Consider the following 23,084-nt stretch of genomic DNA (forward strand, 5'->3'; position numbering starts at 1 on the left):
CCCAATCCATATGGGGATGGACAAGCCAGCAAACGGATTGCGGATATTTTGGACCGATAAAAAAGACCCTTTCCCAAATGACTGGCTTAACCAGCGTTTTGGGAAAGGGCCTTTTTTACTTGACTCAGTTTACCGGCATGTGATGTGAAGGTGTATGATCTGATCCTTTTCTACCGTACTTCGAGACGCCTTTCAAACTTTCCAAGGATCATGTTCGGAGAAACAACAAAAGCGAAAACCTTCGGATCTTCCTGAAGAAGGAATCTTTTCAGAAACTGCCATTCGTATTTGTTGATGACCATCATATGAACCAGCTGTCCCTGCCGGGTAAATTCTCCCCAGCCGCTCCAGCTGGTCATTCCTCTGCCCGTAAAATCTATCAGCTTTTTGCCGAGCTCCGGACTTTTGGATATGATGAACACCGTAAGCTTGATGTTTTGGTCGTGCACTTTATCCATGACGACAGCCGCGATGAATGAGAATACAAGCGAATAAGCGGCTGTCTCCAGATTGAGCTTCACAGCCGCGAAGAGATAGACACAGATGTTTATGATGAGACCGATCTTTCCAACGCTGAAACCAGGATACTTCTTGGAGCAGACCATTCCCACCACATCCGTCCCGCCTCCGGAACCACCTTCCCTGAGCGACAGGCCCACGCCATAGCCGGAGATGGCCCCGCCGATCACGCTGTTTAGCAGGGCGTCTGAAAACAGAGGCGCCGGCGGAGACGGAAGCACCGTCATCAGGAAGGACTGAACGCACACGGCGATGATCGTGCGAATAATGAATTTGCGTCCCACCACGCTCAGGCCCATGAATACCAGCGGAATATTCATCAGCCAGACGATAATGCCCACGATATCGATATTTGCGGGCACGGGAATCCCGCACATATCGGAGATCACCCACTTGATTATCTGCGCGATTCCGGTAAAGCCCCCGCTGTAGAGTCCTGCGGGAACTAAAAAGAACCTGTAAGCCGCGGAAAACAAGGCTACGCCGGCTAAGACATACAGCATATGTAACCATTCCTTGTTTTGCGCTGCTTTTTTCATGTTTTTTATGTCAGCCTTTTCCAAATATTTATTTAGAGATATCCGTCTTCCTCACGGCAAGATTTTAGGCCTTTAAATTCTCTGCTTGTATAGAAAAAACAAGGATTAGTATTCCAGTTTCCACATGTATCTTCTCATGGTCAGCGGATGGCTGCGGGCAATCGCGATCTGTTCCGCATATACTCTCATCACGGCGCTCAGCACCATGGGGTTAAAATACTCCGCTACGGACGGCGGAAGAGATCCCACTCCGAAATCCTTCCCGTCCACGATAGTCGCCTTGGCCTGAAAGCGGAGAAGAAATTCCATGGCGCGTGCGTCCAGGGCGCGCGTGCGGCCTTCGTTCATCAGCAGGATGAAAGGAACGTCCTTATCCACGATTTCGAACGGGCCGTGGAAAAATTCTCCGTCGTGGAAACAGCCGGAGTTGATCCACTGCATTTCCATCATCAGGCACAGAGAGAACGTATATGCCACGCACTGTGTCGCGCCCGAGCTCATCACATATACGACCGGGGCGTCCTTGTAATCTTCCGCGAACTTCTTTGCGGCGGGGACAACAAAGGAAACGGCGTTTTCGATCATGCCATAGATCTTGCCGAAAGCCGTCTGCATATCCTCGTAATGTTCATATCCCTCATACTGATTTAAGATTTCCACGGAGAGATCGAGCACATTTACCATCTTTTCCAGTTTTGCCGCGTAGCTCTTTTCAAAACCATGCACGATCACATAATCCGCGTTCTTCGCGAGGGGTGAATCCGCCTTGTGGGTAACCGCTATGACTTTAGCGCCCTTTTCCATCGCCAGCCTGGACGCGGCTACGGTCTCCGGCGTGTTTCCGCCGAGGGAACAGGTGATTACAATAGCGGTACTGTCCACGGCGGCCGGTGTTGCGTGTACAAATTCATTGGCCGTAAAATGACCGATGCGAAGCGCTTTTGAGTTTTCCTCAAGAAAGTATTTCCCGGGATAGAGCTCCGCTTTCGATGCGCCGCAACCCACATAATACACGGACTTGATGTCCGGGGCCTCTTTTTTAATTTCCGAAATAATTTTTTTTGCTTCCATTTTTATCCCTCTCAGTATTTTGTGGTCTACCCGCCCGGCAGACGCAACAATGGTATTATTTTGTTATAACTATTATAATACAATTGATGGCACATGTCAAACATTACTGCGCGCTTTTTTCTTTCCGCTCTTTGCTCATCAGCGGAATCGCGTCCGCGACAGAGGCGATCTCAACGTCCGCTTTTCTGCGGTCGAACGGAAACCGGTGGTCGATCAGCGCCGCTACCCTTGTCCCCGCCTGGTTTGCGGCTTCTATTCCGACGGTGGAATCCTCAATGACCAGGCATTCTTCCGGAGCTACCCTCAGCCTTTTGGCCGTCTCAAGATAGACGTCCGGATACGGCTTCGGCCTGATGCAGTCCTCGCCGCTGACGACCACATCCAGGCTGTCAAAGATCCCCACTTCCGTAAGGATCGCTTTCACTTTTTTATATTCCGTTGAAGAGGCCACCGCCGTTCTGATGCCGTTTGTCCGGGCATAGGAAAGCACGTCCCTGACAGCCGGCCTGAAGAGCTTCAGATAGTCGATGTTTTCACAGTGGCGGGGGATCCACTGGAGGCGGTACTCTTCTTTCATTTCTTCCGCGCTTTTCCCGGATCCGGATACCTTCGCAACGATATCCCAGACCTCTTTCGTCCCTCTCCCTACGATATCGTTCAAATCCTCCTCTTTTGCCGAAGAATTGAATTTCCGGACATATTGAAGAATGCGCTGCTGATTCACAGGCTCCGTATCCACAATCACGCCGTCCATATCGAAAATTACCGCCTTCATCCTCATCAGCCTTTCACCGCTCCGGCGGTAAGCCCGCGTACGAATTGCTTCGACATGCAAAAGAACAGGATGATTAACGGCAGCGATGCGATAATCAGGCCGGCCAGCGTCGTCGTGTAGTCGATTTTCAGGTCTCCTCTAAATGTCATCAGGCCGATTGGGATCGTCTGTATTGCCTTATTGTTCAGGAATACATTCGCAAAGAGGAATTCATTCCATACGAAATTCAGGTTTACGATGGCGCAGGAGGCAAAGATCGGCTTGCTGATCGGAACGATGATCTTTGTGAATATCTGGAAGCTGTTGTACCCGTCCACAATCGCCGCCTCTTCCAATTCGGCCGGGATCGATATGAAATAAGCGCGCATCAGGAACACGGTGAATGGAATCCGGAATGCGATATACGGCAAAATGACCGCAAAATAGGTATCGTAGATTTGCAGCGCTTTCAGCATTTTATACAGCGGAACCAGCGCCACCTGCTCGGAAAGCGCCATTCCGCCGAGCACGATGATGAAGATGATTCCGACTCCTTTGGCTTTGAACCTTGTGAGTCCGTAAGCGAGAAGTGAAGAGAAAATGAGGATTGCGCAGAGCGAGATCGAGCTTACCAGGACCGAGTTGCCGAAATATTTGTACAGGCCCAGCTTCCACGCTTTGGCATAATTGTCGAATCTCCATACCTGCGGCAGGGAAAGGGAGTTCTTGAATAGTTCCTGATTGGTTTTCAAGGAGTTCAGAATGATCCAGAAAAGAGGAGCAAAGATCACGACGCACAGGAGGATGCAAAGCAGATTGAGAAGAACTTTGGATGTGAAATGATGATTCATAGTTTTCATATCTCTTTTGCCACCTTCAGTCCTTTCCCGATCTCGTTACTTTTAACTGCAGCACGGAAAGCACGACTGTGATCACAAAGATGAATACGCCGGTCACGGCGGCCATTCCGAGGTCGTCATGCAGGAAAGCCTGCTGATACAGGAACAGTCCGAGAACCTGGGAACTGTTTCCGGGCCCGCCGCTCGTTGTGGAGTAAACTTCCGTGTACAGCTTAAACGCGCCGATAACCGTAATGATGGAGCATACCAAAAGCTGTTCCTTGGCCTGGGGGATCAGGATGCTGACCGCTCTTCTCACCGGACCCGCCCCGTCGATCGCGGCCGCTTCGGCGTAATCCTCCGGGACGTTTTGAAAAGCGACGGCCATCAGCAGGGTGATATATCCTGTAAACTGCCACTGGCTCATGGCGATGATGCAGTAAATCGCAAGCTTGGAATCACCCAGCCATGCTTTCCCGGGCAAGTGCATTGCTTTCAGCAGAGAATTTATGAAGCCGACGTTGGGCTCGTAGATAAACGTAAACATCAGGCCTACCGCCACCAGCGAGATAAGCGACGGCATAAAATAAATATTGCGGAAAATGCCTCTCATTTTTTTCCCGATCGCGGAGCCTTCCAGGATCAGCGCCATGACCGTTCCGAACCCGACCTGAACGATCAGGGAAATGATGCAGTACAGCCCGTTGTTTTTAAGCATGACGGGAAAGGTATCGTCTGTAAAAAATCTCCGGTAATTGTCCAGACCGACAAAGGTCGCCCCGGCGGAATAGGAGGAAAGCCGGAAAAAGCTGTATCCTATATTCATGAGAACCGGGATATAGACAAAGAACAGAACCATGATGAGTCCGGGAAACATGTAGAGATATGGGACATATTTCCTTGTTTTCAAATTCTTCACCTGCTTTTTTGAAATACGGGCAGGTCTCCTTGAGGAAGCCTGCCCGCAGTTGCTTTATATCAGGGGGTTACAGCTGTTTTTCGTTTTATTTTAATGACACATACTTCACGCCGGGAATACCGGGCATTCCAGAGACATACGCCGGAAACTTGTGTTTACTGGCTTGAGCTTCCGGTCTGAACCAGTTTCTGCGCTTCTTTCGCCTTATCCTGGATCTTTTTCAACGCGTTTTCCGGTGTGACGGAACCGTTTGAAAGGTTGGATACTTCCTCCTGGTACTCTTCGGATACGGTGGAGTACAGCGCATTGTCGAGCCACTCGCTCATGTCTTTCGCTTCGCTTACGACCTGATAGCCATCGATCAAAGACTGATCCTTCAGTCCGTTCGTCGTGTCCTTCGCAGCGTTGAACCAGCCGATCTTCTGGCATTGCTCGGTGCCTACGTCTTTCCCGAGGAACCACTTTAAGAATTCCACGCACTCGTCCGGGTACTTGGTTTTTGAAGAGATGACGAATCCTTCGGGGGCGCCCGTCAGAATATCCTGGTTGCCCTTTGCGCCGGCGATCTGCGGGAATTTGAACATGCCGAATTTCAGATCCGGGCCGTCGGTCTTGATATACGGAATTTCAATCAGCTCTCCGTAATAGATGGCCGCCTGACCCATAGCGAACATGGATCTTGCCATATCCGGCTTTACGCCGTCCGGATTCTCCGTCATGTATGGAAGGAGCTTCTGGTAATACTGCATGGCCTGGACATAGCCGGGGTCCGTGAATTTACCGGATGCAGGCTCATAGTCCTTCGCTCTGATCTCGTCCGGAACGAAAATCTGGTTCAAGGTTCCAATGTAGTGGAGACCCGCCCATGGCTCGGAATTGCCGTATGCGATCGGCGTTACGCCGGCCGTCTTCAGCTTCGCGCAGGCAGCGAGCAGATCGTCGAAAGTCTTCGGAGCTTCGACCCCGTTCTTCGAAAAGAGCTCCGTATTGTAGAAGAAGAGCTTGCAGTCAAGACGGAACGGAATGCCGTACACCATACCGTCTTTATTCGTATAGATACTCATTTGGTTCGCAAGCAGTGAATTCTTCCACTCCGCGTCTTTATCCAGATAAGGCGTCAGATCCAGGATCAGTTTTTCACGAATAAATCTCTCCGTGAAATCACCCGCCCAGCTGAAGAAGATATCCGGCGTGTCATCGCCACCCACGACGACTTTGATCTTTTCCTTGTAATCCTGGTTCTGCGCGCTTGAGATCTCGAACTTGATGTCGGGATGAGACGCTTCATACTCGTGAAGCTTGCCTTCAATGAAACTGTTGTAGGGCTCGTCCGGGAAACGATGGAAGAACTTGATCACTTTTTTTCCGCCCGTGGAAGCCGTGCTTGCCGCCGAGCTTCCGCCGGCCGATGCGGTTCCGGAGCCAGAGCTTCCGCCGCATGCGGCAAAGGAAATTGCCATAATACAGGCCATGGTTAATCCGACTGCTTTTTTCAGTATCCCTTTTTTCATACTTACCTCTCCTTTCGGGTCCTTACTTTGAATATCCCTTTATTCTCACACGCTCTCCTTTTTCATGACCTTTCTATCTTCTTCCGTCAAATCGATCTGTTTTCCGAATCCGAAGGAACCGTCTCTCTGACATTGAGCGGAAGAAAAAACCGAAGCCCTGTAAAGGCTTAAGCGTATCAGACAATCCTTATATTCTGCGGCGGTCGTGATTCCCCGGTTTCCGGAATCCGGGCCGAAATCAACAGCATCTTTGATTCCATCGATATAATTTGTCAGGAAACATGCGATAAAGGCATCTCCGGCCCCCATGGTATCCCTGGCCTTGACCAGGAGGGGGGACTGCTCATAGAAATTGCCGTCGACCTGAACAAACGCGCCTTTCGAACCCCGTGTTGCGATGACGATATGTCCGCATCCGAAATCCATGATTTTTTTCATTGCAGCCCGGATCCCGGCTTCATCCTGATCGCCGCAGGAAATCTCCGCGCAGTCGATATAGGGACAGCAGCCGCGCAGGTAGTTGTCGTCCGTCCGATTGGAAAAATCCATGGATACGAACTTCGCCGCCCTCCGGATCGCCGGCAGCTGAGGCTCCAGATAGCTGTACACGCTCGTATGGACCAGATCGAATCCGCTGATGTACTCCTCGTCCATCTCCGTCAGCGCCGGAGGCTTCTCTCTGGAGATTCCGCCATGATTGCCCGTCAGGAATACGCGGTCCCCGTTAACCAGCTGGACGCGGGCACAGCCGTTGTTTCCATGCTCGAAGCGGCAGTGCGAAAGATCAAGGCCGATTTCCGCCGCGGTCTCGTAGACATGCTTTCCGACCATGTCGTCCCCGAAGGTCCCGAGGTATGCTGCCTGTGCGCCGAACATTCTGCTGAATACCGCCACGTTCAGGGCGTTGCCGCCCGGATAGATGGTTGAGATATGAAGATATTTATCGCAGACGTTATCACCGATCCCCAAAGTTCTGATCATAGTAGAAACTTCCTTATGACATATTATAATGTATTGCTAATTCATTTTATATTGTTATATCATATATATAATAAATTGACAATAGCTATTCAACCGCCGGAAGAAAAATTGTTAATTTGTTAAGCTTGTACATGGAATTTTTGTTGGATATTGCCTGAGGGCTACTTTGAAATTAAAGGAAAAAGCTGCCGCACACTTTGTTCTATGGACTTCCAGGGCTCCATATAATACCTCCCGTCGGTAATTTCGAGGGAGAGATATCCTTCGTAGCCGTATTCCTCCAGTTCGGACAGATACTTCTTCCCATCCAGAATTCCGTCGCCCCAGGCCAGATGCCCTCTGGGCGCGCCGTCAATAAAATGGATATGTAAAAGTTTTTTGCCAAGCGCCTGAAGGTACATGGCGGGCGTTTCTCCCGCCAGGGCCATCGGAATGGTGTCGACCATCCCGCACACGGAATCCATATTGATTTCGGAAAGCATTTTGCTGAGTGTTTTAAGGTCGTAGACCAGATTGCTCTCGTCGTGCCGGAGCACCTCAAGCGCCAGCCTGAGGCCGTAGTCTTTCGCCATTTCTCCCAGCATGGAGAGATTTTCTTCGGCGTATTTCCAGGCGTTTTCCAGGTCGCTTCCGTCAAAATAGCCGGTCCCGGAAGTGACGAGCACCTTGTCGCTTCCCAGCTCCGCCGCGACGCGGATCGCGTCTTCAAAGAATTTAAGGCTCCGCCGGCGCTCCGCTTCATACGGCGCCGCCAGGTTGATGGGATATACACACTGTTCCGGGGTATAACAGACCAGCTTTAACGCGCGGCTTTCGATTTCTTTTCTGACGTTTTTGACATCGCGGTAGGTCATGTCCTCCGGATGGAAATGCGGAGCCGCGCCCCACAGCTCGATGCAGGACAGGCCGGAACGGACCGTGTCATCCAAAAAACGTGTCAGCGGATAATACTTATACTGGATATTCATGGCGGAAATCTGTTCTCGCCTGATTTTGTTCATTATTTTTCATCCTCGTCCACATTCAGTTGCAGGATATAGGTGTAGCGGTCGGCGTTAATGATATTCTTGCCGTAATAGACGGGGCTTCCCTCGGTATCGGAGCAGGTATCCCTCATATAAAGAAGGGCCTCGTTTTCCTTTACGCCCAATTCCTGTGCCTCTTCCTTCCTCGCGTAACAGATCCCTATTTTTTTGGTTCCGGTTTTCATGATAACATGATGCGCCGCAAGCGTGCTGAACAGCGGCTGGTTCAGGTCCTCCGAAAGGAGGAAGGCAAACTTTCTCGGGAAATGGTTTTCCTCCAGCATGACCGGCACGTCGTTGCAGTAGCGCAGCCGGCGGATCCGTATGACTTTTTCGCCTTTTTGGAGGCTCAGGAATTTCACATCGTTGGGCATCGCATTGACGATATCCGCGGACAGAAATTTTGTTCCCGGCTTCTCTCCGTTTTGAATGCAGTTTTGGGAAAAACTCATAAGCGTATTCAGGCTCCTGACCAGTTTCTTGCCGGTCACGAACGTGCCCATTCCCTGCTTTCTGGTGAGCAGATCTTCATCCGAAAGAATTTCCAGCGCTTTCCTCACGGTGATCCTGCTGACGTCGTACTTCGCGCTCAGCTCCTTTTCCGTAAGGATCTTCTCATTCTCCTTCAGGATTCCTTCTTCAATCTGCCCTCTCAGTTCGTCTGCCAGCTGCAGATAAAGCGGTGTGCCGTTCTCTCTTATCAGTTCCCCCATACTTTCTCCTTTTTTCTTTTCGGGAATCAGTAATCCAGTCTCCGGTAGTATCTTCTGATTCCGAGCGGATGTCTTCTGCAGTGTTCCAGATGCACGTTTACTCTCTGGAATGCGGAGCGCATCACGATCGGCGCCAGAATCCACCGAAACTCGTCGCGGATTCCGTTTAATTTGAATTTCTTCGTGTCAAATACAATCACTTTCGCGCTGATTTGGTTCACAAAGCTCTCGACGCGGTCCATCTCGGGACGGGTCTTGTCTTCACCCTTGATCAGAATGACCGGAATATCTCTTTCAATCACTTCCAGCGTTCCATGAAAGAAATTAGCCGCCGATACCGGCCTTGTGCGCATCCACTGCATTTCCTCCATAATACACATTCCGTGGCAGGTGGCCCAATCCTCAAGGTTTCCGGAACCGATCAGGTATGTAAGCGGTTCATCGCAATATTTCTCGGCGTATGCCTTTGCGTCCTCATCCGCATCCTTGTAGATCTGAACGGCGTTCTCAGGCATATTCACAATCTCGGAGAAAAAATTGTCATATGCGTCAAACTGTCCGGCATTCTTGAGAAAACGGAGCGTCACGGTGTACCAGAAGTAATAAGCGGCCCCGGTTGTATTAATAACATTATCACACATTTTAAATAGGATAGAATCTTTTTTCTCAATATATCCGATAATTTCCGCCCCGATTTTGTGGACTTTTTCCATGGCCTCTACAATTTCTTTTGTATCCCCGGAGACAGATTCGATCACCACCACGGAATCTTTGTTCAGAAAAGGGTTTCCTTCCAGGCAGAAGTCAGCGGCGTTCTCCAGGTAAAACGGAACCGTGGCCCCAAGCTCTTTTACGATATGCATCATCTGTCCGGCATACAGCACGGTCCCGCCGATCCCGATATAGAAGATGTTGGAATATCCTCTTTTACAGATCCGGTCCACAATCTCCTCGGTCTGTGGAATCAGTTCGATTCCATTTTTATGGTCCTGCAACACTTTTGCCTCATCGAAATTGATCATATTGCCCCTCCTGTAATGTTATATAATTGTAATATATTATATCATGACATTACATGACTTTCAATAGGGCGCCGGATTAAAAACTGAATGGGAACGATTTCCGCCTTTCGTGAAGGCTGGGAAAAGATCCGCTCCTATTATTGCGAAAATATTCCCGGAATCCTTGACTTCCGCGTTGGACAAGCATAGAATACAGATATAGACAATTGTCTAAAAAGGAGATCAATGCCATGAATCAGCTGAAAAGGCTGCCGGACACAGAGTTCGAGATCATGAAGGTGGTTTGGGCGAACGAGCCGCCCATCACGACCAATATGGTTATGGAGCGGCTGGGCAACGAGCGGGGGTGGAAAGTTCCGACCGTTATCTCGCTGATGAACCGGCTGGTCAAAAAAAGCTTTCTGAGGACGGAAAAAAACGGCAAGGAACGGACCTATTTTCCGATGGTGGCGAAAGAGGACTATCTGGAATTTGAAACGGGCAATTTCATGAAGCTATATCATGAAAATTCGTTTCTCAACCTGGTCAATACCCTGTATGAAGGGAAGAGGCTCAGCAACAGCGATGTTGAGGAGCTGCTGAAGTGGGTGAAAGAACGGAGGAACTGATATGCGCGAATTTTTAACGGCGCTGATTGAATGCTCCGTTTCCATGTCGGCGCTTGCGCTTGTCTTTATGGCCCTGATCCCGACGCTGTCAAAACGGTATGCCGCAAAATGGATTTATTACGCATGGCTGGTCATCGTGATTGGGCTGATCGTTCCGTTCCGGGTCCGTTTTCACACAGTATTCATCCGGGCGGATGCCATTCCGTCCCCGCTCCGGCAGGTTCTTCCCCGGACTGCCGGAAACGCCGCTGCCGCCCAAGTTGTGACGGCAAACCAGGGTTTTCCGGCGGTCCCCTGGGTTCCGGCCGTTCTTGCCCTGTGGCTGGCGGGTGCCGCCGCTTTCCTCCTGTACCACGGATTGAGGCATGCGCGTTTTCTCATGATGGTAAAACGATGGAGTGAACCGGCTGACGATCCGCAGATGCTCGAAGCGCTGGAGAGCATTAAAAGGGATATGGGGATTGCAGGGCGGGTGAGATTGCAGCTATGCCCCTGCGTTTCCACCCCGATGATGACGGGATTCCGGGATCCCGTCCTTTTGCTGCCCCGGTCCCGCTTTTCTATGGACGAGCTGCCGTATATTCTCAGGCATGAGATGGTGCATTTCAAGCGGAAAGACCTATGGTTCAAGAGCCTGGTGATTCTTGCAACCGCACTTCACTGGTTTAACCCTGTGGTTTACTTAGTGGCGAGGGCCGTCGCGTTGCAGTGCGAAATCTCATGCGATGCGGAAGTCGTGAGCGGAATTGGTTTGGACGGCAGGCGGCGATACAGTGAAACCATACTGGGCGCAATCAAAAGGCAGTCAAACCTGCAGACGGTGTTCTCAACCAACTTTTACAGCGGCAAGGCAGGAATGAGGAAAAGGATTTTCTCCATTATGGATACAAAAAAGAAAAAAGTCGGAGTTGTTGTTCTTTGCTTGATCCTCATAGGAACTTTGGGAACCGGGGCGGCGCTTGCCGCAGGTAATCCGAGAGAGAGCGAACCCGGTTCATCCCGGCAGGGCTCCGTGAGCTCGATCCAGACGATTGCCGGGAAATGGGCGGAGGCGGTTAAAAAGCGCGACGGAAAAGCACAATACGACCTGCTGAGTCCGAAGTGCCAGTCCGCCGTTTATAACGCATACGATTCAAACGGCTGGACCACCGGCACATCCAGCCCGTGGGTGGAAAGCTATGAGGTTTCAGCGTATCAAAACGGCGCCACGGTTACGTATCAATATGCCACCTCGACCGGCTTTGCAGGCGCTTACGAACAGGCCCTGTCCTTTGTAAATCAAAACGGTAAGCTCTGCATCGACGGTTTCTCCGATCCGGAGGAAGTCCCTCAGGCTGGATCAAACGCCGCGTCCGATCCGAAAGGAAAAGCGTTTTTGGACAGCGCAGACGGAAGCAGTTTCCAGCAAACCGCAAACAGATTTGTAAAGGCCTATCTGATCGGGGATGTCAGGGAAATGAAAAGGAATCTCTCCGATCCGGGAAGCAATCAGAACGATTTCAGTATGGACGGCAAAACCGTGAATTGGAAGTCGCTGACCTTAAAACTTGATTCAAAAGAGATTGGAGAAAACACGGTATCCGCAGAATATGAAATTGCTTTGGCCGAAACCGGCGGTTTTCAGAAACTCTATTTAAATATGGGGAAAATCCATAACGAATGGAAAATAAACTCTTATAAGATTGAAAAATAGATGAATATTTTCAAAACGATTGACTTCTTTTTAGGCAGGCGTATAATATAAATATAGGCAATTGCCTAACATATTCCGGTCACTGTGTTTCATTGATCGGAAGAGATCCCCTGATCTAATTTCAACTGCGCGTCTTGAAACAGACTCAGGGGGAAACGGGGGGTGAGTCAAATGACCGCATGAGAGAGGGACAGACTCCTCTCTCCCGTTTTTCCGCACGTAAATCTGTGACCGGGTCCGGAAAATTGGACCAAAGGAGGAAATGGCAGTGGTTCGTAATTATAAAAAATTCGTCAGTATCGTTCTGGTCTTGGCGCTCTCCGCAGTTGTTTCTCCGCCGGCATTTGCAGAACAGATTAATTCCCCGGCCTCCCCGGCTGCCGCGCCGGGAGAAAGCGCGAAGGCCAATCCCCTCGACACGGGAAAAAATATTCTTTATTACCTGTTTTGGACGAAAGACGCTAAATTGGAGAGCGATCTCGCAAATCTTCAAAAGAGCCTGGATCTGTCGTCCAAACAGATGGCCGAACTGGAAGCAGTCGGGCTAAGTCAATTTCAAGCGACAAGAAGCCCGGGCAATTCTGCGAAAAGCGGCGATGTCAAAGCGTTCAACGCTTCTGTCGAGGCGCAGGCCGCCAAAACGAATCAAGAGATTCAATCGGCTTTGAAAGACAGCTATCCGGGTTTCAGAAATTGGATTAAGGCATGGTGGCAGGGCGAAAGGGATTACAGGAACAACGCCGTTGAAAGCGCCATGAAGCCGGACGCCGGGATTACTACGCATACGATATACGCAACACAATATGTGCCGGATACATCAGGGGCAACAGAAGTCGCTTTGCCGGACAAATATATTAAATCCGCCAACCTTGGCTCGTCAAGCCCCTATAAGAATCCGCCATATACCGTAACGGTACGCTCATCCGCGGCGACCCTTTCAAACGTGAGGGTGGAGGAAGCGGGTCCATGGAACGAGAATGATAACTATTGGGACACAGCGAGAAGGACCTGGAATGGTCGGCTCACTCTGGGGACGCCGGAAGCATATGCCGCATTTTATGATAACTTTAACAATGGGAAGGACGAATTCGGAGATACGGTATTAAACCCTGCGGGTATTGATCTTTCCACCGCGGCGGCGCGGGCGATTGGACTGGGCGCCAATAAAAGCGGCTGGATAGTTGTAACCTTCAGCGACCTCCCGTAACCAAATCAAAGCCGCGGGGGGGACCGCTATATATGGAAATGACAGCGGCCGCGTCCCAACGGCGCAGGATGGATCGGCGGCAAGGCGAACGAAGCATGCGCGGTTGAGCAGCAGATATGAGAACGGCTATGCCAACATACATAGATATTTTTATGTTTAGGGCCGTTCATATTTAGTTTAAGATCAACGACGCTGATGGAATGGCTGGAGGAATTACTGTATGAAAAAATTGAGTACAGAGAGGGTTGTACTCTCTATACTGGTCTTGCTGATCGCCTTGATTCTGGTCTTTCTGATTGCGCTGTTGGACGGAGAAATCGGAATTTCGGTCAGACAAAGCGGCAATGGAGGAGATCAGTCCTATTCATTTATTACAATGAATAGCGGACCCGGTGTAATGAGCGAGTTTGAACCCATTTTCCAAAAGACATCGGGTGAGGCGGTTTCAAATACAGCCATTCTGAAAAGACAATGTCGGCGGTTGGTCTGAACCTGCGAAATCCGAAAAGCCCGACTGAACTCCGGTCGGGAGGTCAAGCCAGTCGGGGGTTCCGGAAAAGGGTGGCGGGTATGTTATAACAAGGCGAAGCCCTACACGCAATTTTTAATTTTTAATTTCGCTATTTTTTTATAAAGAGCGCTCCGGTGGATCCCCATCTCCTCGGCCGCCAGCCTGCAGTTGTTGTTCTTTTCCCGCAAAATCTGCCGGATGAGCTGCCGTTCATAGTCGTCCACCAGATCGGACAGCTTCTTGCCGCCGTGCACCGCCTGGCCGGACCTTTGCCTGGCGGCCATCTTTGCCGGCAGGTCGGTCAGGTCGATCGAGAGCCGGTCGCAGATCGCGTAGGCCCCCATAATCACATTGTTCAGCTCCCGGACATTGCCCGGCCAGGGATAATTGTAAAAGCAGCGCTTCACATCACCGGACAGAACGATGGACTGATTGTACTGCCGGTTGAGCTTGGCAAGAAAATATTTCGCCAGATCCAAAATATCTTCCCGGCGCTGACGGAGAGGCGGCAGCTCGATGTTGACCACGTTGAGGCGGTAATAGAGGTCCTCGCGGAATTCCCCGGTTTCGATCATCTTGTTTAGATCTTTCCGGGTGGCCGCAATTACCCGTACATCCACTTTTTCGGGCCCGGACCCGCCCAGAGGCTCCACCTCCTCCTCCTGAAGGACCCGCAGGATTTTTGCCTGCATGCAAAGGGGCATATCGCCGATCTCATCCAGAAAGATCGTACCGCTGTTCGCCAATTGGAATTTTCCCTTTTTCCCGCCTTTTTTGGCGCCGGTGAAGGCCCCCTCGTCATAGCCGAAAAGCTCGCTCTCCAGCAATTCCGCGGGGATGGCCGCGCAGTTGATGCTCACCATCGGTTTGTCCTTCCGGCTGCTCGCGTTGTGGATCGCCCTGGCGAAGACCTCTTTCCCGGTCCCGGTTTCTCCGGTCAAAAGCACGGCGAAATCGGTCTGGGCCGCCTTGATGCCGGCCCTCTTTTTTTCCACGAAGCATTCGCTGCCGCCCACGATGGAATCAAACGTGTAGGCATTTTCCGTGCTTTTGCGATACTCTTCCCGATAGAACTCCAATTCGGCGTATTCGTTCATCATTCTCTTTGCCGAGGCCAGGGCCTGAAGGCGGAACTTCACCTGCGCCACGCCGGCCACCACCTCGCCCTGGTCGTTATATACACAGGAGCGGCTGACCAGGACGAAGGTGTTGTCGTTTTCCTTGGTGTCTCCGCTCACATATTTATGAAGCGCCAGCTCTTCGCTGTACCGGTTCGTCACGATATCCGGCATTTTTGAGTTTTTAATGGTTTTCTTGATCGGGTAGCCCACGATCTCCGATTTGGGCTTTCCCAGAAAATCGCAGTACTGATCGTTGATGTCGGTAACCACGCCGTTTTTGTCCACCACGATAAACCCGTCGTCCGTGATTTTGAGGACCTCGTTGAAAATATACTTATATCTTTCGCTTTCGGCCGAATCACCCGCCATTGCATATCCACCCCTTCCTGTGCAGTCTGCCTTGTTTTCCTCTTGGTTACGCGGTTTCCATGTGTTAATTATACTATGGCGGAGCAGGAAATAAAAGAGAATCGAGGGGCTTCCGGTCCCCGCGTTCCCCGTTTCCGCCCGCGCGCGGAACGGGGAACAGGGCGCGGCAGACGCCGCGCCCTGAACGATCGCGAGCAGCCTGGACCGGTTACTTCATGGCTTCCCTGGCGATCACCAGCTTCTGGATCTCGGAGGTTCCCTCATACAGGGGGATGATGCGCGCGTCCCGGTACATGCGCTCAATGGGATAATCCTTCATATAGCCGTAGCCGCCGTGAATCTGGAGGGCTTTGTTGGTAACCCAGACGGCATTTTCCGAGGCGAAGTATTTCGCCATGGAGGCCAGCTTGCTGACCGGCAGCCCGCGGTCGTACAGGTCGGCCGCCTCCATGATCAGGGCCCTGGCCGCCTCGGTGCGGGTAGCCATGTCCGCGATATACCACTGCAGGCCCTGGAGCGCGGCGATGGGTCTGCCGAACTGGACCCGCTGCTTCATATAGGAAGCGGAGGCCGCGATGGCCTCGTCGCAGATTCCCAGCGCCTGAGCCGCCATGCCGATGCGTCCGCCGTCCAGCCCGATCATAGCGATCTTGAAGCCCTCGCCTTCCGCGCCCAGCCGGTTTGCCTTGGGAACGCGGCAGTCCTCGAAGATCAGCTCGGAAACCGACGCGGCCCGGATGCCCATTTTATCCTCCGTCTTTCCCAGGGAAAAGCCCGGGGTCCCCCGGTCCACCAGGATGGCGGACATGCCCTTCACGCCCTTGCCCGGATCCGTCAGCGCGACGAGCACGACGAAATCGCCCTCCTCGGGCCCCATGTTGCTGATGAAGCATTTGGTGCCGTTGATGACGTAGTCGTCCCCGTCGGAAACCGCCTTGGTCTTGGCGGAGGCGGCGTCGGAGCCGGCGCCCGGCTCCGTAAGGGCAAAGGCCCCGATCTTGCCGGAGGCCGCGGCGGTCAGATATTTTTTCTTCTGGGCTTCGTTTCCGAATTTCCGCAGGATGTCGGAAACCATCGTATGCACGGCCAGAACCTCGGCGGTGCTGGCGCATTTCCGGGCCAGCTCGGAGACGACGAGCACCTTGCAGACCGCGTCCATATCCGCGCCGCCGTAGGCCTCCGGGACATTGATTCCCATAAAGCCGCTGTCCGCCATCTCCGCAATGATCTCTTTGGGAAAACGGCCGGTCCGATCCAGCTCGGCCGCGATGGGAGCCAGCTTGGCCCCGGCGAAGTCCCGGGCCATCTGCTGAATCATCTGCTGTTCGTCGGTGAATTGAAAGTTCATGATTTCCCGCCCTTCCTCTTTTTCATTGAATAATTTAATACCGGTCCACCGTGATGACGTTCTCCTTCAACAGTCCGGCGACCTCGGAGTCGGAATAGCCGCACTCTTTCAGGATTTCCACGGAGTGTTCGCCGACCAGGGGCGCATGGCACCTCACGGTGGGTTCAATATCGTCCGCGGAAGCCGGTTCCTCGGCGGCAAAGCGGACAGGGGTCATCGCCTGCTTGGTCACGCTCCCGTCCAGGTTGGCCACCGGGACGATGTATTTGTTTTCCAGCGCCTGCGGGTCGTCCAGGACATCCTTCACATGCTGGATCCGCTCGTGGGCGATATCGGCGGAGGTGAGCAGCTTGACCATCTCGTCCTGGGTATGCTTGATGAATTCGCCGCCGATCACCTCGATGAGCGCGGGGCCGTTCTGTTTGCCGGCCGCCGCAGTGCAGAATCTGGGGTCGTCCACCAGGTCGTCTCTTCCCAAAACCTTCATCAGCGTATTGTAATATCTGTCATGCTCCAGAATGCTCAGGAAGATCCACTGGCCGTCCGAACACTGGTAGGAGTTGATGACGGGGGACACGGCGTTTTTCCTCGTTTTGGGATACTCGTCGCCGTACTGGGTGGACACCACCTCGGCGCTGGTGTTCCAGATCGCCTGAGCGAACAGGGAAACCATGACCTTGCAGCCCTTGCCGGTTTTGGCCTTCTGATACAGCGCGGCGCAGATGCCGCCGCTGAGGGAGCAGCTGGTGGCGGCGTCGCCGAAGCCGATGGGGGGATTGATCGTAGTGCCGCGCTCGGCCACGTCGATCATGCAGCCCGACCTCGCCCAGAACGCGACGGTATCAAAGCCGGCGTTGTCCCGGGCGGGGCCGAAATCGCCGAAGCCGTTGATCTGCGCCCAGATGATGTGGGGATGCTTCCGATGGAGGGTCTCGTAATCCAGCCCCATTTTCCTCAGGGCGCCCGTCCGGTAGCTGGACAGAAAAATGTCGGACTTTTCCAGCAGCCGGTCCAGAATTTTGAGGCCCTTTTCGCTTTTCAGATTCAGCGAAAGGTCCCGTTTGTTTGCGTTGTAAGCGGTGTACCAGGGGTTGCACCCCCGTTCGATGGGCGCCGACATGGTGCCGCCGGTGCCCCGGCCCGGATCGCCGAAGCTGGGCTCCACTTTAACGACATCCGCGCCCCAGTCGGCCAGGATCTTCGCCGTGCCGGGGCCGGCGACAAAATAGGTCAGGTCCAGGACCTTAACGCCTTCCAGCGGTAAAAACATAACGATTCCTTCTTTCATTTTCATCGGTTGGCCGCCGCCTGCGGCCCGTTGCTGCGCGGCGGCGGCAATTCGTGGATCGGCATCTCTTCGGTTACGGCCCGCCTACGGCAGATTGGGGAACAGCGTGAACAGTACGACCCCCACCAGAGAGCCCAGCAAGGGGATCACCACGGTCAGCCAGAAAGTCAGCGGATAGGAGTCGCGGTGCGTCTCGTGGCACAGGCCGTTGGTGACGGTGACGATATAGCCGTTGTGGGGCAGGGAATCCAGGGCGGAAGAGGCCAGCGCCATGATGCGGTGCACCGTGGCGGCCGAGATGCCCTGCGCCACATAGACCGGGCCCAGAATCGGCACCGCGATGCCCAGGCCGCCGGAAGCGCTGCCGCAGATGCCGGCAATGACCGTGGTCCCGACGACCAGGCCCAGAAGCTTCGGGCCAGGGATGTTCACCATCGCGTTGGTGATAATGGTGAACACGGGGCTGTTGGTGGCGACGCCGCCGAAGCCGTTGACGGCGCAGGTGTTCGTAATGGCGAAAAGGGCCATCGCGGCGCCGTCCGCAAAATGTTTGGGCAGCTCCTTGGCATTGATGAACTTCCACATCAGAAGAACGGCCGAGACGGCACCGCCCAGGACGCCGGTCTCGACTTTGGCGATATTGACGCCGTTGATCTTGAAATTGACCAGGAAAATGGTGATGACAAGCGGGATCAGGGCCACAACAGGATTCGGCAGGTTCTCGTTGGGGTCCTCATTGATTTCGTCGCCTTCTTTAGCGAGGAAGTGCTCCCCGCGGGTTTTTGCCTTCTGCAGCCAGATGCGCAGCAGGGCGATACCCGCCACCAGCATGAATCCGCAGGAGATGAAACCGTTGACGGCGCCCGCCATAAACGAGGTGCCCAGAATGGTGGACGGCACCGCGTTATGGATCTGCACGGCGCCCGGCGCGATCATCGCAAAGGTGGAACATCCGAAGCACAGCGCGCCGGGGATATAGTTGCGGGGCAGGTCCGCGGCGTGAAAAACCTGCAGCGCGATGGGGAACACGCAGAAGGAGCACACGAAAGCGGACACGCCGCCGTAGCACAGCACGCCGCAGGCCAGAGGCACGGACACAAACGCCCACTCGGTGCCCATGATCTTGATGATGAACTTTGCGATGGACTTCGCGCCGCCGGTGATCTCCATGGCCTTGGCCATCAGAGTCCCCGTCAGGAAAATCAGGTAATAGTTTTTAAAAAACGTGGTGAAGCCGGTCATGAAATAATCCTTGTACGCATCGTACACATTCATCCGGCTGGTCAGGGCCACCACAAGCGTGCAGCAGAAAACCGTCAGATAGATGTTGAACCCTTTCATGATCATATACATGAGCAGCGCAAACGCGAGGATGATGCCAATAATGCCGAAAGCGGTCATTGATACTCCTCCTCATTTGATCCTTTTCATCCTTTTCAGGCAGACGGGGAATGGAAATCGGAGAATTCGTGAATTCTGCCCTGCGCTCAAAAAAGCGGGGACGCGAAAAACCTGAATGGATCTTATTTATTTTTAAACACCGGCGGGCGCTTTTCCAGAAAGGCGTCCATGCCCTCCTGCTTATCTTCGCTTCCGAAGGTGATGGCGCAGACGTCCTTTTCCAGCTCCAGCCCGGTTTTCAGGTCCACTTCCATCCCGCGGTTGATGGCCACTTTCGCATAGCGGACGGCGATGGGGGCCATCGCCAGAATCTGTTTCATCACGGCTTTGGCTTCCTCCAGCAGGGCATCTCTGGGGACCACCTTGTTGACCAGACCAAGGGCGCAGGCCTCCTGGGCCTTTACCTGCCTTCCCGTGTAAATAAGCTCTTTGGCCCGGCCTGTGCCGATGATTCTGGGCAGGCGCTGGGTGCCGCCAAAGCAGGGGATCACCCCAAGTTTTACCTCGGGCTGGCCGAAAACGGCGTTTTCCGAGGCAATGCGGAAGTCGCAGCTCATGGCCAGCTCGTTGCCCCCGCCGAGCGCAAAGCCGTTCACCGCGGCGATGACCGGCTTTTCAAGCGCCTCGATGTGATTGAAAACGCCCTGGGCATAGGCGGAGTAATTTCTGCCCTCTTCCGATTTGTAGTAATGCATCTGCACAATGTCCGCTCCGGCGGCAAACGCTTTTCCCGCGCCTGTCAGAATCACTCCGAAAATGTCGTTTTCCCGTCCGAGGCAGCCGAACAGCGCGTCCAGTTCCCCCAGAGTCCGGTTGTTCAGCGCGTTGAGCGCCTGGGGCCGGTTCATGGTGACCAGCGCAATTCCGTCTTCCGCTTCGACGGTTATATTTTCGAATCCGGCTTTTAATTTTTCTAAGGTTTCGCCCATGTTGATTCCTCCTTACGATCTGTACCACCGTGTGATGGTTTTTTACGGCAGTGACCCGCCGGCCGGTCAAGTCACTTACTTTCTGTTTACCCATGAGCAATCACGATACCAATTTTGTACGCGCGGACATTTTTGTGCATACCTGTCAATGTCAGGCATGGATTTTTATCCGTAATGGATAAAATTCCTTTCAGAATCCCATCGCCCTTTTCATTCCCACCACGTTTTTGTCTCCATTTTTATATATCTGCCTCCATTTGGAGACAATCGGCTTTTCGGAGGCTTCGCAGCGAGGAAAATGCGTATTTCTGATTTCCGCTTGTCTCCATTCGGAGACTCGACAGGAGCAGTTCTTTCGGCAGCTCAGATTGAGCATGACTCACAGCGCCGAGCGCAGAAAGACGCGGGATGTGGATTACACCCCGCGTCTTTCTAATGCCTATCGGATTTCAATGATGATTGTACCGGCGAGCTTGCATTTTTTCAGGTTTTGCCTCGACGTGCAAACGATTCTTCCTCTTTCACATAACCGGTCAAATCGGCTGCGGGAAATGCCGAGCTTATTTCGGACGGCTGTTGCCGTCTTGTATTCGGAGGGCCATTCGGCAGTCAGCTCGATGCAGACTGGTTCTGTGAAATCAACAGTATCGCCCAGAATTTCAATTTCCGGGATTCCCGGTTCAGCGCCATTCCTTTTGAGCAGCGCCGCATCTGTCGCATAGCGCATTGCCAGTTCCCCGTCATTTGCGTGAAATCCTTGAAGCAAATCCGGCGGCAGCGAGCGCGGATTAACGCGGGACATAATTGTACAATTCCATGTCGTATCGCAGTTCCAACACTTGAAAATCAGCCAGACGTCCAGAGCTTTCTGTTGAGCGTTCACCCGAAAAAGACCGCTGGAGGCAAAGGCGGTCTTGGCGCCGCAATGCTTGCAGTACCTAACCGCTGTCGGCGCACTGAGATAATGCGCCGTCCATGTTGCTTTTTTCAAATATGATTTTCCTTCCTGTAATGAGCGTTTTAATCAGGAAGGAACAAAAAGGCGGACTGTAAACATGAAGATTTCTCATAAGTTTTCCCCCTGCACACAGAAAAAGCCGCGTCAAGGCATAGATACCCTGGCGCGGCTTTCCGGTTTTTCAAAATTACAGCCATAACGGCGTTGAATCCAAACCAAAAATCCGGCGATATCCATTAACCCTTAAAATCGCCTGACACAAAACAGGCCGCGCAACACGCAGCAAGTTTTACAAAGCGAATTTCTTTGATTAACGGATTGTAGACATTGGCAGTCTCCCATCGGTTTGGATTCCGAATACCAGTATATATCCGGAAAGATTTATCGTCAACCGTTTTTGAGACGATTTCATGGCTTGTGTGAACGTACATTTGTCTAGAGTTAAGCTTTATCGCCCCCCGGTGCGGCTTGCAGCCTTTTCACCGCGGATTATTTAATGATTCGTGCAATATGGGCTGTCAAATAGAGCATTTCTTCGCTGCTTAACTCAAATTTGTACTTTTCTGATACGAACTGTTTGATCTTTTCAACACACTGGTATGCGCTTTTATGCTTGTGTTTTATAACCTCCAGCAAGTCCGTGCTGTCGTCATCGTAGTGGGTATTATTTAAAAGCCGTTGTGCGAAAAATTTGAGATGCGTAATAAACCGGTAATAGTTCAGAGAGTTCTCATCAAATTCAATCATAAAATACTGTCGGACAATCTCGCTGATCTCCTGCATGATGCGCGTAATGTCATACATGTTGGAGATATCTCCGTTTAATTCAGCGTTAACGAAATGTAAGGCGATAAATGCGGCTTCATCATCTAGAAAATGGAGCCCGGTTTCTTCCCCTATCATCTGGTTTGCTTTGAGGCCGACTTCGTACTCGTCTTTGTAGAACCGCTTAACATCCCAGAATAAAGGATTTTTAATCGCGCAGTTGTCTTGATAGCGCTGAATGGCCCCTGAAATATGGTCGGGAAGTGTGACGTAGATGCTGTCGTTGAGTTTTTTCCCCAGCTTGATTTTCGCATAGTTGATAATGCGTTCGGATAAAAGGATATGCTCCATCGGGATGCTTTCCAGAAGCTCCTGAAAGCGCGAGAAAGCTCCTTTATCCGACAGGGTAAACGTCTTGTCGATTTTAGAAGCGTCCAACTCATCGCCGATTCGGCGCTGAAAAGCAAGCCCTCGTCCCATGACGATGGTTTCCTTTCCCCTTTCGTTTGTAGTAATCGCCACATTGTTATTCAGGATTTTTGTAATTTTCACGGCAATCACCTCATCAAAACAAAAAGGCAAAACCACAGCCTCAAACGGCTTGGTTTTGCCTGCATGACCAGTCACAATCCATTGATTTAGTTTTATTTAGTAAATGATAGCAAAAAATTCACGTGGAGTCTATAGCCAAACCTTACGATAACGAAACTAAAATATTGTATAATTTACTTAATTCCACGCTGGACATCCTCCCGGCTGTAAAAAATCGCAAAAGCAATATTCACAAAAAGCTGGCATGACGCGGGCTGCCATTATAATTTCATCAACAGCAGCCTGGTCCTTCGCAAAGGCCCGTCTTTCTGCAAATATAGGTATTGTACGAAAAAATCGTTTCATATTTGTAAATCTTGGCGTGTTGACAATAAAACCGGATAGAGATAAAATAAGAGCCAATCTAATACGCGTATGGATTGTGACTGGAAACAGGCAAAA

Annotated in this window: 21 protein-coding genes; 4 read left to right on the forward strand and 17 right to left on the reverse strand. The window is 52.0% G+C overall.

The window, feature by feature from the left end; translation table 11 throughout:
• Positions 1-170: 170 nt before the first annotated feature.
• The 10 genes from VA597_RS03580 to VA597_RS03625 form a co-directional block, all read right to left on the reverse strand.
• Positions 171-1,058 carry a YitT family protein gene (locus VA597_RS03580; RefSeq protein ID WP_128741694.1) on the reverse strand — a complete coding sequence of 296 codons (888 nt, stop codon included), beginning with the start codon at positions 1,056-1,058 and terminating at the stop codon, positions 171-173.
• Positions 1,059-1,163: 105 nt separating this feature from the next.
• Positions 1,164-2,129 (reverse strand): SIS domain-containing protein, encoded by a 966-nt coding sequence (locus tag VA597_RS03585; protein WP_326975193.1) that lies wholly within the window; start codon positions 2,127-2,129, stop codon positions 1,164-1,166.
• 103 nt (positions 2,130-2,232) lie between these two features.
• Positions 2,233-2,904 (reverse strand): HAD family hydrolase, encoded by a 672-nt coding sequence (locus VA597_RS03590; protein ID WP_164918954.1) that lies wholly within the window; start codon positions 2,902-2,904, stop codon positions 2,233-2,235.
• 5 nt (positions 2,905-2,909) lie between these two features.
• A complete protein-coding gene (locus tag VA597_RS03595) occupies positions 2,910-3,743 on the reverse strand; it encodes a carbohydrate ABC transporter permease (RefSeq protein WP_243112606.1) in 834 nt (277 codons plus the stop codon).
• Between the two features lie 16 nt (positions 3,744-3,759).
• Positions 3,760-4,632: a carbohydrate ABC transporter permease gene (locus VA597_RS03600; RefSeq protein WP_128741697.1), complete on the reverse strand. Its 873-nt coding sequence runs from the start codon at positions 4,630-4,632 to the stop codon at positions 3,760-3,762.
• 164 nt (positions 4,633-4,796) lie between these two features.
• Positions 4,797-6,152: an ABC transporter substrate-binding protein gene (locus tag VA597_RS03605; RefSeq protein ID WP_128741698.1), complete on the reverse strand. Its 1,356-nt coding sequence runs from the start codon at positions 6,150-6,152 to the stop codon at positions 4,797-4,799.
• Between the two features lie 45 nt (positions 6,153-6,197).
• Positions 6,198-7,133, reverse strand: a complete 936-nt coding sequence (locus VA597_RS03610; RefSeq protein WP_326975194.1) for a PfkB family carbohydrate kinase — start codon at positions 7,131-7,133, stop codon at positions 6,198-6,200.
• A gap of 161 nt (positions 7,134-7,294) precedes the next feature.
• Positions 7,295-8,134 carry a sugar phosphate isomerase/epimerase family protein gene (locus VA597_RS03615; protein WP_326975195.1) on the reverse strand — a complete coding sequence of 280 codons (840 nt, stop codon included), beginning with the start codon at positions 8,132-8,134 and terminating at the stop codon, positions 7,295-7,297.
• Positions 8,134-8,871 carry a GntR family transcriptional regulator gene (locus VA597_RS03620; protein WP_326975196.1) on the reverse strand — a complete coding sequence of 246 codons (738 nt, stop codon included), beginning with the start codon at positions 8,869-8,871 and terminating at the stop codon, positions 8,134-8,136. The genes VA597_RS03615 and VA597_RS03620 overlap by 1 nt, the downstream gene beginning before the upstream one ends.
• A 26-nt stretch (positions 8,872-8,897) precedes the next feature.
• Positions 8,898-9,893 (reverse strand): SIS domain-containing protein, encoded by a 996-nt coding sequence (locus tag VA597_RS03625; RefSeq protein WP_128741702.1) that lies wholly within the window; start codon positions 9,891-9,893, stop codon positions 8,898-8,900.
• Positions 9,894-10,123: 230 nt separating this feature from the next.
• On the opposite strand from VA597_RS03625, the gene VA597_RS03630 reads away from it, so the two are divergent.
• The 4 genes from VA597_RS03630 (at position 10,124) to VA597_RS03645 (ending at position 13,891) form a co-directional block, all read left to right on the forward strand.
• The gene (locus VA597_RS03630; protein WP_128741703.1) at positions 10,124-10,501 is read left to right on the forward strand and encodes a BlaI/MecI/CopY family transcriptional regulator; all 378 of its coding nucleotides are present in this window, start codon (positions 10,124-10,126) and stop codon (positions 10,499-10,501) included.
• Between the two features lies 1 nt (position 10,502).
• Positions 10,503-12,194 (forward strand): M56 family metallopeptidase, encoded by a 1,692-nt coding sequence (locus VA597_RS03635; RefSeq protein ID WP_326975197.1) that lies wholly within the window; start codon positions 10,503-10,505, stop codon positions 12,192-12,194.
• Between the two features lie 268 nt (positions 12,195-12,462).
• Entirely contained in the window at positions 12,463-13,401 is a 939-nt protein-coding gene (locus VA597_RS03640; protein WP_326975198.1) for a hypothetical protein, read from the forward strand.
• A 220-nt stretch (positions 13,402-13,621) separates the two neighbouring features.
• Positions 13,622-13,891, forward strand: a complete 270-nt coding sequence (locus VA597_RS03645; RefSeq protein ID WP_326975199.1) for a hypothetical protein — start codon at positions 13,622-13,624, stop codon at positions 13,889-13,891.
• Positions 13,892-13,992: 101 nt separating this feature from the next.
• Here VA597_RS03645 and VA597_RS03650 read toward each other — a convergent pair whose 3' ends face one another.
• The 7 genes from VA597_RS03650 to licT all read right to left on the reverse strand — a co-directional run bounded on the left by VA597_RS03650 (position 13,993) and on the right by licT (position 22,718).
• On the reverse strand, positions 13,993-15,402 hold the full coding sequence (locus VA597_RS03650) for a sigma-54 interaction domain-containing protein (RefSeq protein ID WP_326975200.1): 1,410 nt from the start codon (positions 15,400-15,402) through the stop codon (positions 13,993-13,995).
• A 208-nt stretch (positions 15,403-15,610) separates the two neighbouring features.
• The gene (locus VA597_RS03655) at positions 15,611-16,750 is read right to left on the reverse strand and encodes an acyl-CoA dehydrogenase family protein (protein WP_128741708.1); all 1,140 of its coding nucleotides are present in this window, start codon (positions 16,748-16,750) and stop codon (positions 15,611-15,613) included.
• A 34-nt stretch (positions 16,751-16,784) separates the two neighbouring features.
• The gene (locus VA597_RS03660) at positions 16,785-18,044 is read right to left on the reverse strand and encodes a CaiB/BaiF CoA transferase family protein (protein ID WP_243112609.1); all 1,260 of its coding nucleotides are present in this window, start codon (positions 18,042-18,044) and stop codon (positions 16,785-16,787) included.
• 78 nt (positions 18,045-18,122) lie between these two features.
• Positions 18,123-19,439 carry a GntP family permease gene (locus VA597_RS03665; RefSeq protein WP_326975201.1) on the reverse strand — a complete coding sequence of 439 codons (1,317 nt, stop codon included), beginning with the start codon at positions 19,437-19,439 and terminating at the stop codon, positions 18,123-18,125.
• Positions 19,440-19,561: 122 nt separating this feature from the next.
• Positions 19,562-20,368, reverse strand: coding sequence for an enoyl-CoA hydratase-related protein (locus VA597_RS03670; protein ID WP_128741710.1), 807 nt, complete (start codon positions 20,366-20,368; stop codon positions 19,562-19,564).
• A 439-nt stretch (positions 20,369-20,807) separates the two neighbouring features.
• Positions 20,808-21,359, reverse strand: a complete 552-nt coding sequence (locus tag VA597_RS03675) for a DUF1062 domain-containing protein (RefSeq protein WP_128741711.1) — start codon at positions 21,357-21,359, stop codon at positions 20,808-20,810.
• A 456-nt stretch (positions 21,360-21,815) separates the two neighbouring features.
• The gene (gene licT, locus VA597_RS03680) at positions 21,816-22,718 is read right to left on the reverse strand and encodes a BglG family transcription antiterminator LicT (protein WP_326975202.1); all 903 of its coding nucleotides are present in this window, start codon (positions 22,716-22,718) and stop codon (positions 21,816-21,818) included.
• Between the last annotated feature and the right edge of the window lie 366 nt (positions 22,719-23,084).

This window comes from Caproicibacter sp. BJN0012 (genome assembly GCF_035986805.1).
GTDB lineage: Bacteria > Bacillota > Clostridia > Oscillospirales > Acutalibacteraceae > Caproicibacter.